The 12,954-nt window shown below is 61.1% G+C and carries 11 protein-coding genes and 1 pseudogene; 6 read left to right on the forward strand and 6 right to left on the reverse strand.

Features of this window, described 5'->3' with window-relative positions; genetic code table 11:
* Nucleotides 1-687 (forward strand): alginate export family protein (locus HU811_RS00005; RefSeq protein ID WP_225248352.1); only part of this gene is annotated, 687 nt, incomplete at its 5' end.
* Between the two features lie 93 nt (nt 688-780).
* Here the strand turns inward: HU811_RS00005 and HU811_RS00010 are convergent.
* The 3 genes from HU811_RS00010 to HU811_RS00020 form a co-directional block, all read right to left on the reverse strand.
* Nucleotides 781-1,344, reverse strand: coding sequence for a cytochrome b (locus HU811_RS00010; RefSeq protein ID WP_186652995.1), 564 nt, complete (start codon nt 1,342-1,344; stop codon nt 781-783).
* A 99-nt stretch (nt 1,345-1,443) separates the two neighbouring features.
* Entirely contained in the window at nt 1,444-2,898 is a 1,455-nt protein-coding gene (locus HU811_RS00015) for an aldehyde dehydrogenase family protein (RefSeq protein ID WP_186652997.1), read from the reverse strand.
* Between the two features lie 40 nt (nt 2,899-2,938).
* Nucleotides 2,939-4,315: an aspartate aminotransferase family protein gene (locus HU811_RS00020; protein WP_186652999.1), complete on the reverse strand. Its 1,377-nt coding sequence runs from the start codon at nt 4,313-4,315 to the stop codon at nt 2,939-2,941.
* Nucleotides 4,316-4,529: 214 nt separating this feature from the next.
* Between HU811_RS00020 and HU811_RS00025 the strand changes: the two genes are divergently transcribed.
* Entirely contained in the window at nt 4,530-5,492 is a 963-nt protein-coding gene (locus HU811_RS00025) for a helix-turn-helix domain-containing protein (protein ID WP_186653001.1), read from the forward strand.
* Nucleotides 5,493-5,787: 295 nt separating this feature from the next.
* Nucleotides 5,788-7,236, forward strand: coding sequence for an APC family permease (locus HU811_RS00030; RefSeq protein ID WP_186653003.1), 1,449 nt, complete (start codon nt 5,788-5,790; stop codon nt 7,234-7,236).
* On the opposite strand, the gene HU811_RS00035 is transcribed toward HU811_RS00030, so the two are convergent.
* Entirely contained in the window at nt 7,233-8,129 is an 897-nt protein-coding gene (locus HU811_RS00035; protein WP_186653005.1) for a LysR family transcriptional regulator, read from the reverse strand. The genes HU811_RS00030 and HU811_RS00035 overlap by 4 nt on opposite strands.
* Before the next feature lie 125 nt (nt 8,130-8,254).
* Between HU811_RS00035 and HU811_RS00040 the strand changes: the two genes are divergently transcribed.
* Genes HU811_RS00040 through catA form a run of 3 tightly spaced genes read left to right on the forward strand, consistent with a single transcriptional unit; the run spans nt 8,255 to nt 10,688 of the window.
* Nucleotides 8,255-9,403 carry a muconate cycloisomerase family protein gene (locus tag HU811_RS00040; protein ID WP_186653007.1) on the forward strand — a complete coding sequence of 383 codons (1,149 nt, stop codon included), beginning with the start codon at nt 8,255-8,257 and terminating at the stop codon, nt 9,401-9,403.
* Nucleotides 9,404-9,413: 10 nt separating this feature from the next.
* Nucleotides 9,414-9,704, forward strand: a complete 291-nt coding sequence (gene catC, locus HU811_RS00045) for a muconolactone Delta-isomerase (protein ID WP_186653009.1) — start codon at nt 9,414-9,416, stop codon at nt 9,702-9,704.
* Between the two features lie 54 nt (nt 9,705-9,758).
* Nucleotides 9,759-10,688 carry a catechol 1,2-dioxygenase gene (gene catA / locus HU811_RS00050; RefSeq protein ID WP_092396383.1) on the forward strand — a complete coding sequence of 310 codons (930 nt, stop codon included), beginning with the start codon at nt 9,759-9,761 and terminating at the stop codon, nt 10,686-10,688.
* A 127-nt stretch (nt 10,689-10,815) separates the two neighbouring features.
* Here catA and HU811_RS27680 read toward each other — a convergent pair whose 3' ends face one another.
* Nucleotides 10,816-11,571: a methyl-accepting chemotaxis protein gene (locus tag HU811_RS27680; protein ID WP_371913920.1), complete on the reverse strand. Its 756-nt coding sequence runs from the start codon at nt 11,569-11,571 to the stop codon at nt 10,816-10,818.
* Nucleotides 11,572-11,673: 102 nt separating this feature from the next.
* Nucleotides 11,674-12,885, reverse strand: a pseudogene (locus HU811_RS27685) (PDC sensor domain-containing protein); the annotation flags it as partial.
* Nucleotides 12,886-12,954 lie beyond the last annotated feature (69 nt).

The following is a 12,954-nucleotide window of genomic DNA, read 5'->3' on the forward strand; positions in this document are numbered from 1 at the left end:
GGGCAATCCAAGACCGAAGTGGCGGCCGCCACCGTCGACTACACGACGCCCATCGGCTCGATCGGTTCGACGTACGTGCGTGGCCTGGATGTCGAAGAGCGATACGTCTTTGCCGATCGGGGTGAGCGCAAGGGCATGGACATCTACAGCATCCGTGGCCAGGGCAATGCCGGCATCGAGAATGCCGACTTTGCGTTCGAAGTGGCACGCCAGGAGAAACGCTCGGGGTCGCAGCGGGGGATGTTCTTCGACGCGGGCTACACCTTCGCCGATGTCAAATGGCAACCGACGGTGAGCTATCGCTATACACGCTATTCCGAAGGCTGGGACTTCCTGTTCCAGGGCGGTTTTCGCAAACGCTACCAGGGTGAAGTCGCCACGAATTACGCAGGGTCGGTGACCTCGAACATGCAGATCCACGACGTGCTGCTCTCGGTTCAACCCACCGACAAGTTGACCCTTAACGCGATGGCCTTCGACTACCACCAGCTCTCCCGTCGGGATGTGCAGGACTTCAGTGCACGCGAGGTCGACTTTTTTCTGGATTGGATGGTGACGGACAACATCACCCTTTCGCCGCTCGTTGGCTTCTACAAACCCGAGAAGTGGCTGGGGAACGGTGGCCTGCAGAGCGGGAGCGCATCAACGAACACTTACTTGCAGTTCATCGTATGGGTGACTTTCTGAGTCGCCGCTCGCGGCCTGACGTTGAAGGGCTGTTTCAGTTAGCTTGACCAGGGGAGGCGCCACCGGCGGTGGCGCCAATCTGCATCGATCAAGTCAAAGCATGCGACGCAGGACGTCGTTGCGAGGATCGCGGTCCAGAACCCGGTGCTTGAGGGCGCCCGCGACATGCAACACGATCAGCCCGAGCAGGGTATAGGCGAGCACCTTGTGCAACCATTGAAAGACGACGAACCAGTCGTCATTTTTCGGCAGGAGCTCGGGAAGGTTGACGCCAAAAAAGAACACGCCGTCGCTCATTGTGTAGGTGCTGGACATCGAGTACCCCATCAGCGGTACGGCGACGATCAGTACGTACATGGCACGTTGCACCAGGCGTGATAAAAACCGCTCATGGGCGGCCAATGTTTCCGGCGGCAACGGAAGCCTGGGGCTGCGCAGGCGCAGGGCGATCTGAACCAGGACCAGCAGAAACGCCAACACGCCAAAGGATTTGTGCCATGGGTAGTAGAGCTCGTACTTGCTCGCCACTTCATCGTCCATGCCGGTCATATACCAGCCGGCCCAGAGAAGGCCGGCGATAAGCACGGCGCGTACCCAGTGCAACACTCGCAGGGATGCTGGATATCGATCAACTGTCGCTTGTTTTATGGCGTTCATCGCAGCCTCTTCATTGATCATCAAGACATCGAAAATGCACGGTTGAATACCACCCTCGGCGACCCAAGGCCTCGAGGGTGGTCGGTGCAGTGATTGTTTTCAGGTCGGCAGCAGTACGGTGATGACCTTCTCCTCGGTGTAGGCCAACGCACCGCCAAACCCGCCCTCACGGCCAATGCCGCTGGCCTTGACGCCACCCCAGGGCAGGTTGGCGTCCAGCGGGCTCCAGCAGTTGATACCCACGGCGCCAGCCTTTACCGCAGCGGCTACGCGGTGTGCTCGCGCCAGATCGGCGGTCCAGATCGTGGCCGCCAGACCGTAGGTGGAATCGTTGGCCAGGGCGACCGCTTCATCTTCGCTGTCGAAGGTGATCACTGTGCCGACAGGCCCGAAGATCTCGTCCTGGGCGATGGCCATGTCATTGCGGGCATTGGCGAAGATCGTCGGCTGGACGAACCAGCCCCGCTCAGGGGTCGATACACCGCCGGCCAGTAGCGAGGCACCTTGGTCGATGCCCAGCTGGATGTAGCGGTTGACGCGATCCAATTGCGCTTTCTTGGCCACCGGCCCCATCTGTATGTCGGGCTGCCGGGGATCACCTACCTTGACCTCGCGCGCCGCATCGGCAAGCGCCGCGGCGAAGCGATCGGCGAGGCTGCGGTGGACCAGGATGCGCGAGCCCGCTGCGCAGATCTGGCCCTGGTTGACGAACAGGCCGAGCGCGCAGCCGCGCAGCGCGTCCTCGAAGGAGGCGTCGTCGAAGACAATCTGTGGGCTCTTGCCGCCCAGCTCCAGTGCCACGCGCTTGAACAGCACGCCGGCGGTGCGCTGGATCTCGCGGCCGGCCTCGGGGCTGCCGGTGAAGCTTATCTTGGCGACGTGCGGGTGTTCGCACAACGCGCGGCCCACCTCATCGCCGTAGCCGGTGACCACGTTGATCACGCCGTCAGGGAAGCCCGCTTCCTGAGCCAGCGCCGCTAGGTGCAGGGCCGACTGCGGGGTTTCTTCCGAAGGTTTGATGACCACGCTGCAGCCCGCCGCCAGCAACGCGGCGAGCTTCCACACTGTGATCATCAGCGGTGAGTTCCAGGGCACGATGGCGCCGACCACGCCCACTGGCTCACGGACCGTGTACGAGAGGGTCTTGGCGCCGAAATATCCGCCCGTGGGAATGGTGCGCCCCTCCAGCTGATTGGCCCAGCCGGCGGCGGCGCGCAGGTTGGCGATTGCGTTGGGCAGGTCCATCCGGCGTGGTTCGAGGGGGGAGCGACCGATGGCATCAGCGTCCAGATCGGCCAGCAATTCGCTGTCGCGCTCGACCAGGTCAGCCAGTTTCGACAGCAATCGAGCGCGCTGGGCGCCGTCAAGCTGGCTCCAGGCGCCATGCTCGAGTTGGGTGCGCGCCGCGCTCACGGCGCGGTCCACGTCCGCGGCCGTGCCTCGCGCGGAGCTGCCGTACGGCTGTTCTGTCACGGGGTTGATGAGAGGTATGCGACGACCGTCGGAGGCTTCGAAGGACGCGCCTTGGATAAAGTGATTCAGGTGCTGAGTCATGTGGGGGCCTGCGTGATATGAAAAGGTCGGGTTACACAGCTCATGCCTTGAGAGAGGCCAGGGCGTCGCGGAAGATGTCCAGGGCTTTGAAGAACAATGAGCGGGAGATGGTCAGCGAGGGCATGACGCGCATCACGTTGCTGTAACGACCGCAGGGAATCATCAGCACGCCGTGGTTCAACAGGTAGCCCATGAGCTGGCCGATCTTCTGAGGTTCCAGGGGGGACTTGGTGACCAGGTCTTCCACCAGCTCGATACCGATCATCAGGCCGCGGCCGCGTACTTCACCGACGAACGGGCTGTTAAATCCTCGGATGCGTTCCTGCGCTTCCAGTCCCAGGGTGTGAGCGCGGTTGAGCAGATCGAGCTCCGGGTCTTGCAGGATGCTGATGTTGGTCAGCGCCACTGCCGCGGACAACGAGTTGGCGGCGAAGGTATTGGGCATCGATCCGTCTGGAATCTTGGCCGCCAGGTCCGAACGCATGATCAGGCCGGCCATCGGCAGGTCGCTGCCGATACCCTTGCCGAACGTGAGCATGTCGGGCTTGACGCCGGAGTGCTCGACCGCCCACATCTTGCCGGTGCGCCCTGCGCCGGATTGCACTTCATCGACGATCAACAGCGTGCCGCTGCGGTTGCAGGCCTTGCGCAACAGTTGCAGGAACTCTGCCGAGGGCGGCACGTAGCCGCCTTCGCCCTGCACCGGCTCCACGATCACGGCGGCCACGTCATCGGCGGCGGTGTAGGGGGTGTTCAGCAGATAGTCTACGTACTCGCCGGCGATCTGCTCGGCGCTTTTGTGAGTGGTGTCGAAAGGGAAGCGGTAGGCATAAGGGTAGGGGGCGTGAATGACGCCACCCATTTGGGCGCCGTAACCCTTGCGGTAGGCGGTGCCTGTGGTCAGCGAGCCCGAAGCGTTCCACACGCCGTGGTAGCCACCGTGGAAAGCGATGATCTGGTGCCGCCCGGTGATGCGCTTGGCAAACTTGATGGCAGCCTCCAGCGCATCGCTGCCGCCTTGCGTGAAGAAGGTGATGCAGTCGCCACGCAAGCCGTCCGGTGCGATCTCGGAGAGTTTGGCTGCCAGTTCGGTGCGCCGAGTGCTGTTGACTTCCAGGGCATGCATCAACACCTCGGACTGTTCGCGGATGGCCTGCACCACCTTGGGGTGGCAGCGGCCTACGCTGCTGACGCCCACGCCTGCGGACAAGTCGATGTAGGTGTTGCCATCCGGGTCCTTGAAGGTCGCGCCGAAAGCGCGGTCCATGGCCACGGGCATGCGTGCGCCGCCGCGCGCCATCGACTCGGTGCGCTCCGACAACGCCAGGGCCTCGCGGGTCTTGGGGCCGGGCACGGTGCCGGAGGTCATCCGCGGGGCATCCGCGAAGTGGAGGGATTCAAATTTGGTTTCGCTCATGACGGCCTCTCAGGATGTCGGATTCAGTGTGCCGATCATCCCCGTGGCACATCCCAGGCCGGTAGCCCGAATCGGCACATGGATGCGCCGCGCCGAACGCCAGTTCCAGTGAAGGGCGCTACGTCGAGGAAATTTGCAATAATCTCTTATTGCGCGAATATTGTATGTTTAGGTGATCTAATAAGAAGAATATCGACCGAGGCTTTCGCGAATTATGAAAAAAAGCAACGTAAGCCATTTCCGAGACATCCATGTCCATGCGGCCAACATTCAGGAGTGGAACCAGGACTACAACCAGTTAACCGCCGGTTTGGCCGAGAGTTCGCTCATGCAGTTGACCACTGCGCGATGCCACGTCTTTCGCGAGCAGATCAACCAGCGTGTCGTGCAGCACGGTGTGGCTCCCCGGGACAAGATGTGCTTCGCAGTGCCGATCACTGTCCCGGGTTCGACACGGATGCAGGGGCGGGAAGTGGACGACAGCAGCCTGTTCTTTCTCCAGGGTGGCGAGGAGTTCATGTTCCATATGCCGATGGGGATGGAGCTGCTGTCCATCACGTTCGAACGTGAATGGTTCGAGCAGGCGTTGGCGCAAACGCCGTCGGCCAAGGAAATCAGCCAGTTATTGCGTCAACCGGTGATCAGGGTTTCCAGCCAGCGCTTCGCCCATGCTCGCCGCCAGTTGCTGGCGGTGTTCTCCCAGGCCCTGGCGCACGAAGAACTCGACAGTGCGGGCGATCCGGCGCTGGAGCAGGCCATGCTGGGCGAGTTGCTGCAACTCATGACCGACCCGGCCTGCGACAAGCACCAGCGCATCGCCAGCTCCACGCGCAGTTTCATCGTCGAGAAATGCCATCGTCTGACGACTGCGCAGGTGCTCAACGTACCCAGCGTGGACGAGTTGTGCCAGCGACTCCACGTGAGCCGGCGTACCGTGCAGAACAGCTTCCGCTCGGTTGCCGAGACGACGCCGCTGAACTACTTGCGCTCCGTGAGGCTCAACGGTGTGCGCCGGACCTTGATGTCCACCCCCGCCTCGCATCTCTCGATCGGCGATGCCGCCGCCCAATGGGGCTTCTATCACCTCAGCCATTTTGCCGCAGAGTACCAGGAGCTGTTCGCCGAGTTGCCATCCCACACCGCGCGCGCAGCCATCCCCGGTTGCGCCCATGCCTGAATATTTGCCCGTCGCACTTAGCTGCAGCGGCGGCACTGACGGCGCGTATCGCCTTGCAGTGAGCGACTGCCACCCACGGCGTTGACGGGTATCCCGAATCAGCAGGGCCTGCAGGCTGCCTTGACCTGTTTTGGGATGGCGCCTGAGACGTTACCGATTTGGGATAACGAGGCATTCATGGGCAGGCATAGGATCGAATCCAGCGTGCGACAAGAACAATGAGCTGTTCGGTGGCGGTGAGAGATTGACTGCGCCGATCCTACAGCGACTGCCTCATACAATAAGGTCAAGAAAAATGAGTGTATCTATCCCGATTAACAGTTCGACGGATTTGAAACGTGGTGCCCTGGGTGTCGGCTTCATCATCTTCTTCGTGATTTCGGCAGCGAGCCCGTTGAGTGTCATCGCCGGTGGCTTTCCCATTGGCATCATGCTGGGTAATGGCGCCGGTACTCCGGCGTTGCTGATCCTGGCCTTGACGGTCTTGCTGACGTTCTCAGTGGGCTACACCACCATGTCCCGGCACGTCACCAACGCCGGTGGCTTCTACGCCTTCACCTCTCGCGGCCTGGGTGGCCTGGCCGGCGGGGCGGCAGGGGTCCTGGCGATGTTCGCCTATAACATCCTTCAGATCGGCCTCTATGGCATGTTCGGGGGCGTGGTCAGTGGCACCATGGCCAGCGTCTTTGGCCTGGAGTTGCCCTGGTGGTCCTACTCGTTGATGGCGATGGCCAGCATCGCGATTCTGGGGTATCGCAAGATCGATCTCTCGGCCCGGTTGCTGTCGGTGGTGGTCATCGCCGAGTACCTGGCTATCCTGACCCTGGATTTCGCCATTCTCAAGACCGGCGGTGACAGCGGCATCAACCTTGACGCCTTCGATCGCAGCCATGTGTTCAGCGGCACACCGTCAATCGGCTTGCTGTTCTGTTTCGCGGCGTTTATCGGTTTCGAGGCCACGACCATTTACGGCGAAGAAGCCAAGAACCCGCAACGTACCATCCCGATCGCTACCTACTGCTCGGTATTGCTGATCGGTGGTTTCTACGCGTTATCGGTCTGGTCGATGGTGGTGGGCGTCGGGGCGGACAAAATCGTGCCCACGCTGCAAGCGTTGCAGGACCCGACGACGTTTATCTATGGCATGTCCGATCACTTTGTCGGCCCGTATCTGACTCAGATTATCCGCGTGCTGTTCATGGTCAGTATCTACGCCGGCCTGCTGGCCTTTCATAACGCAGCGGCACGTTACTTCTTTGCCATCGGGCGTGACGGCTTGCTGCCGCGCCGGTTGGGCACTACCCATCGCGTCCACCAGAGTCCCCATATGGGGTCGGTGTTGCAGAGTCTGATTTCTGCCGTGGTCGTGTTGATCTTTGCTGCCATGGATGCCGATCCGATCCTGCAGCTGTTCGCCTGGCTCTCCAACTTGGCCACGCTTTGCGTGATTTTACTGATGGCGATCACTTCGGCAGCGGTACTCATGTTTTTTCGACGTCACCCCGAGCTGAAGCTGGGAATCTGGCGTGGGCGGATTTTCCCCGGCTTCTCTTGCCTTGCCCTATTGGTGGTCCTGGTATTGGCGGTGGTGCATTTCGATGTACTGACCGGCGCCAGCCAAGCCTTGTCCTATGGCCTCTGCGCCGTCATTCCCACGGCCCTGCTGGGTGGCGTGCTACTGGCGGCTCGACTGCGCAAGACGTCGCCGCAGCGATACCTGGCGTTAGGTAGCCACAAGCTTTAAGGCCCCACGCCGACCTGGCCGAGCAGCTCATCAATCATGTGCAGGCAGTGACTCAAGCCTGCTGACACATCGCCGACGCGCCGGCTAAGGATAATCGGTGACGTCGCGTTGTCTTCCAGCAACGGCGTGAAGCCAATGTCGTCGCGGTGCAGCAATTGCACCGAGGCCGGCACCAGCGTCACGCCTATTCCCGCACCTACCAGCCCGATCGCGGTTTGCAATTCGTTGGTCCACTGCGCCACCTCAATGCCAAGGCCGTGGGATTCGAACAAGGCGATCACATGATCGGCATAACTGGGACGCGGGTTGCCGGGGTACAGCACGAAAGGTTCCACGGCCAGTTGCTGCAGGCTGATGGGCCCGGCGAGCAAGGGATGGCCAGCCGGCAGGGCGGCCACCAGCCGGTCTTCAGTCAACACCGTCTGGACAATCGCCGGATCATCGATCCGTATTCGACCGAAACCGATATCGATGCGTCCGGCTTTGAGTGCCTGCACCTGCTGCAAGGTGGTCATCTCCGAGAGGCCCAACTCCAGTGCCAAGGTCTCGCCGCTGCGCAATCGACGGATCAGTTCTGGCAGCACGCCGTACAGGGTCGACGGCGCAAAACCGATGCCCAGCCAGGTCTTCTCGCCCAGCCCAATCCGACGCGTGTTGTCACAGACCTTGCCCAGCTGTTCGAGCAGGGTTGCGCAGTGCTCGTGGAAAAAACGCCCGGCTTCGGTCAGCTTCAGCGGCCGCCCGCGTTCCAGCAGCGACACGCCCAGTTCCTCCTCCAATTGTTGAATCTGGCGGCTCAGCGGCGGTTGGGCGATGTGCAACAGCTCGGCGGCGCGAGTGAAGTTGAGGGTCTGGGCCAAGACCTGGAAATAACGCAGGTGACGCAACTCCATGGGCAATCTCCGGAGGTTCGAGGTATACCTTAAAGGTATCATGCCAGACTAATTCTATATTGGCCCCCCAGAAAAACCCGTACGAGAATCGGTTCCAGAACTCCAAGAACCTGACGGGTATTGCCATGCTTGCAACAGCCATTGAGGCGATCGAGACGATCATCGTCGATCTGCCCACCATCCGCCCGCACAAACTGGCGATGCACACGATGCAGAACCAGACCCTGGTGATCATTCGCGTGCGCTGCGCCGACGGCATCGAAGGTATTGGCGAGTCCACGACCATCGGTGGCCTTGCCTACGGCAACGAGAGCCCGGAAAGTATCAAGACCAATATCGACCGGCACTTTGCGCCGCTGCTGGTGGGCCAGGATGCCAGTAATGTGAACGCTGCCATGTTGCGCCTGGAGCGCAGCATTCGTGGCAACACCTTTGCCAAGTCGGGGATCGAAACCGCATTGCTCGATGCCCAAGGCAAGCGTCTTGGCCTGGCGGTGAGCGAGCTGTTGGGCGGCCGCGTGCGTGATGCCTTACCGGTGGCGTGGACCCTGGCCAGTGGTGACACCGAAAAAGACATTGCCGAAGCCCAGCAGATGCTCGACCTGCGCCGCCATCGCCTCTTCAAACTGAAAATCGGTGCTGGTGAGGTCAATCGCGACCTGGCCCATGTCCTGGCGATCAAGAAAGCCTTGGGCGACCGCGCCAGTGTAAGGGTCGACGTCAATCAGGCCTGGGACGAAGCGGTGGCGTTACGTGCGTGCCGGATTCTCGGTTCGAACGGCATCGACTTGATCGAGCAGCCGATTTCCCGTCATAACCGCGCCGGTATGGCGCGCCTGAACGCCATGAGCCCCGCACCGATCATGGCCGACGAGTCGATCGAATGCGTCGAGGATGCATTCAACCTGGCCCGGGAAGGGGGCGCCTCGGTATTCGCCTTGAAAATCGCCAAGAACGGCGGGCCTCGTGCAGTGCTACGCACCGCTGCGATTGCCGACGCGGCCGGCATCGGCCTCTATGGCGGCACCATGCTCGAAGGCGGCGTGGGGACACTCGCTTCTGCCCACGCCTTCATCACGCTCAATAAACTGACCTGGGACACCGAGCTGTTCGGGCCACTGTTGCTGACCGAGGATATTCTCAGTGAACCGTTGGTTTACCGTGATTTCGAGCTGCATGTGCCCAATACCCCTGGCCTGGGCGTGACGCTGGACGAAGAGCGCCTGGCGTACTTCCGTCGCGACAAAACCTCCACCGTCGTTCATCAAGTCTGAGGAGAACGCCATGCTGTTTCACGTAAAGATGACTGTGCAGTTGCCGCTCGACATGGATCCAGAAACGGCCGCCAGGCTCAAGGCCGATGAAAAGGCCCTAGCCCAACGGTTGCAGCAACAAGGCAAATGGCGCCATTTGTGGCGCATTGCCGGGCTCTATGCCAATTACAGTGTGTTCGATGTCGACAGTGTCCAGGAGCTGCATGACTTGCTCATGCAGTTGCCGCTGTACCCCTACATGGCGATTGAAGTTGCCGCGATGTGTCGCCATCCGTCTTCCATCCATGAGGATGACCGCTGATCCCAGTCGGTTCAGTTCGTTACGCTAATAATTAAAAGATGAGGAAACCACGCAATGAACGTCAAGATTTCCCACACTGCCGGTGTCCAGAAATTTCTCGAAGAGGCCAGCGGTCTGCTCAACGATGGGGGTAACCCACGGGTCAAGGATCTGCTCTACCGGATCTTGCGTGATTCGGTGAACATCATCGAGGACCTTGCCGTGACGCCGGAAGAGTTCTGGAAAGCGGTCAATTATCTCAACGTGCTGGGGGCTCGCCAGGAAGCGGGATTGCTGGTGGCCGGGATCGGTCTGGAACATTACCTCGACCTGCTGATGGATGCCGAAGACGAGCAGGCCGGCAAGGCTGGCGGCACGCCGCGGACGATCGAAGGACCGTTGTACGTGGCAGGCGCGCCGTTGTGCCAAGGTGAGGCTCGGCTGGACGATGGCAGCGATCCGGGCGTGCCGCTGTTCATGCAGGGCCGGGTGTTCAACACCGCTGGCGAGCCATTGGCTGGTGCGGTTGTCGACGTCTGGCACGCCAACACGGGCGGCACTTACTCCTACTTCGATACCCAGCAGTCGGCGTTCAATTTGCGTCGGCGCATCGTCACCGATACCGAGGGACGCTATCGCTTTCGCAGCATCGTACCGTCAGGCTACGGCTGCCCTCCGGACGGTCCGACCCAGCAATTGCTGGATCAGTTGGGACGTCACGGTCAGCGTCCAGCACACGTGCACTTTTTCATCTCGGCGCCGGATCATCGCCACCTGACGACCCAGATCAATCTCGACGGCGACAAGTACCTGCACGACGATTTCGCCTACGCGACTCGTGATGAACTGATCGCAAAAATCACCTTCAGCGAGGATCAACAACGTGCGGCGGCGCACGGCGTCAACGGTCGTTTTGCTGAGATCGAGTTCGATTTCACCCTGCAGCTGTCCGCCCAGCTTGAAGAGCAGCAACGCTGCGAGCGGGTTCGTGCCTTGGAAGATTGACGGTTTGCCGCTGTAGCCAGGGCCGTGGGATAGCGAATAGTTATCCCGCGGCCTTTTGCATTTGTACGCGGCGCCGGCTCATCGGACCGAGCGCCACAGGGGCCGGGAGGAGGGCTCTCCCGGCTCATTAGACCCGGAAATGCCCTACCAGGCGCTGCTGATGGTCTGCCATTTCATAAAGTGAGTCGCTGGCCTTCGAGGCGTCGCCCATTCGCGTGGTCAGCGTTTCACTGATGCCGCGAATGTCGCTGACACGGTGGCTGATGTCATCCACTACGGTGCTTTGTTCCAGGGCCGCGCTGGCAATCTGTTGGTTCATCTGTTCGATCACGTCCACGGCCTGGGAGATGTTCTCCAGGGCCGTGCGCGTCTGCTGGACTTGCAGCACGCTGCTGCCGGCTTGTTCGCGACTGAGCTGGGTGCTGTGCACCACGTCCTGACTCAGTTGCTGTAGCGATTCGATGACCATGCGCACCTGTTCCACCGAACTTTGGGTGTTACTGGCCAGGTGCCTGACCTCATCAGCCACCACGGCAAAACCCCGGCCCTGTTCGCCCGCCCGAGCCGCTTCAATAGCCGCATTCAAGGCCAAGAGATTGGTCTGTTGTGCGATGGCGCAGATGACGTCCAGCACCTGGCCGATCTGGGCACTGTTTTCGGCCAGGGCACGCACTTGCTTCAGGGTTGCGTCCAGGCGTTGGTCCAGGTTTTCGATGTTGTGCACGGCGGTAGCGAACACGGCCTGGCCTGAGCGGCTGGCGTTTTCGGCAGCGGAGGCAGCATCGGCGGCGCGGTGCGAGTTGCGGGCGACTTCCTGGGCGCTGGCACTCATTTCATGCAGGGCAGTGGCGGCCAACTCCACTTCGCGGTACTGGCGCTGCATGCCCGCGCTGACTTCGCGGGCGATGCCCAGAGAGGTGTCGGCGCTGTTGCGGGTGTCCAGGGAGGCCGACTGAATATTGCGGATAATGGGTTGCAGCTTATCCAGAAAGCGATTGAAACCACTGGCCAGGCGACCCAGTTCGTCGCCTCGTCCGGCCGGCAGCCGTTGGGTCAGGTCGCCGTCACCCTCGACAATGGCGTCGAGCAGGCTGGCCACTTTCAGCAGTGGCCGTGTCACGCCATAGGCGGCGAGCCAGATCAGCAGCATGCCCAGGAGACTGGCCAGCAGACCCAGGCCGAGGTTGAGCCAGTTGGCCTGGCGGCTCTTGTCGTCGAGTTGGGCCTGCATTTGTCGGGCGGGCGCCTGTACCAAGGCTTGCGGAACCTTTATCTGCAACTGCCAGGTGGGGTTGTCGGGCGTGGTTTGCAGGGGCTGACGGATGTCGATGGCGGCGCCGGTCACCGTGCCACTGCGTCCAGCCACTTGGCCGGAAGCCGAGAGGATGCTGACCTCGCTGTCACCCTGATACAGGTTTTGACTGAGATCGGCAGCCAGTTTTTGCAGTGTGTCGAGGCTGATGTCCATGCCGACTACACCGATCGGCTTGCCATTGACGAGCAGGGGAATGGAGATGCTGCTCATCAGCACTTTCTGACCCTCGACCTCACTGGCGTAGGGTTCGATCACGCAGGTGCGACGTTGTTCTTGAGGGCAGACGTACCAGGCGTTTTCCGGCTCGCTGCCGACCGGTGCATTGTTGGCGGTGATTTGTGGCTCGGTCAGCACCTCCTGGACCAGCCGCCCCGGTTGGCTCTGTGACCAATACAGGGCGAAGCGGCCTTTCTCGTTGCCTGCCAAGGCGCGTTGCCCGACAAAATCGGCGTCTTTACCGACCAACGCATCGGGCAACAGCACCACATACAGGCCCAGCACTTTCGAGCGTTTTTGCAGGGTCTGTCGCGTGATGCTGATCAGATCCTCGCGTAATTGCGTCGGCGTGAGTCGTCCCTCGAGGGTTTGCTCGCGCAGTTGCAGGACCTGTTGCGCGAATCCTTCACCGTAGAGTGCCGTTTCGTTGAAAAAGCGTTCGACATGCTGGCCGTGGGCAACGGCCTGGGCGTGCAGGCGTTGCGAGGCCGCCTGGCCCAGCAACTCGCTGCTCTGTTCCTTCAGCAGTCTGGCGCTTTGTTGATTCTGATAGAGCGAGGCGCCGATCAACGCGCCGACAACGGCCAGCAGACATAGACCGCTCAGTAGCGTAATTCGCCACTGGATCGTGAGGTGAGCGAAAGGCATGGCTGACGTTTCCTGCATTTGGAAGGGCTTTGGAGGCGAGGGGCAAGACGCCCTCGTTTTTTTCTTATGAGCGCGCCGAGTCTGGAG

The organism is Pseudomonas tehranensis, assembly GCF_014268615.1.
GTDB lineage: Bacteria > Pseudomonadota > Gammaproteobacteria > Pseudomonadales > Pseudomonadaceae > Aquipseudomonas > Aquipseudomonas tehranensis.

Excerpts from the sequence above, each read along its gene's own strand:
- HU811_RS00010 (WP_186652995.1), bottom strand. The coding sequence starts at position 1,344 with ATGAACGCCATAAAACAAGCGACAGTTGATCGATATCCAGCATCCCTG.
- HU811_RS00015 (WP_186652997.1), bottom strand. The coding sequence starts at position 2,898 with ATGACTCAGCACCTGAATCACTTTATCCAAGGCGCGTCCTTCGAAGCC.
- HU811_RS00020 (WP_186652999.1), bottom strand. The coding sequence starts at position 4,315 with ATGAGCGAAACCAAATTTGAATCCCTCCACTTCGCGGATGCCCCGCGG.
- HU811_RS00025 (WP_186653001.1), top strand. The coding sequence starts at position 4,530 with ATGAAAAAAAGCAACGTAAGCCATTTCCGAGACATCCATGTCCATGCG.
- HU811_RS00030 (WP_186653003.1), top strand. The coding sequence starts at position 5,788 with ATGAGTGTATCTATCCCGATTAACAGTTCGACGGATTTGAAACGTGGT.
- HU811_RS00035 (WP_186653005.1), bottom strand. The coding sequence starts at position 8,129 with ATGGAGTTGCGTCACCTGCGTTATTTCCAGGTCTTGGCCCAGACCCTC.
- HU811_RS00040 (WP_186653007.1), top strand. The coding sequence starts at position 8,255 with ATGCTTGCAACAGCCATTGAGGCGATCGAGACGATCATCGTCGATCTG.
- catC (WP_186653009.1), top strand. The coding sequence starts at position 9,414 with ATGCTGTTTCACGTAAAGATGACTGTGCAGTTGCCGCTCGACATGGAT.
- catA (WP_092396383.1), top strand. The coding sequence starts at position 9,759 with ATGAACGTCAAGATTTCCCACACTGCCGGTGTCCAGAAATTTCTCGAA.
- HU811_RS27680 (WP_371913920.1), bottom strand. The coding sequence starts at position 11,571 with ATGCAGCGCCAGTACCGCGAAGTGGAGTTGGCCGCCACTGCCCTGCAT.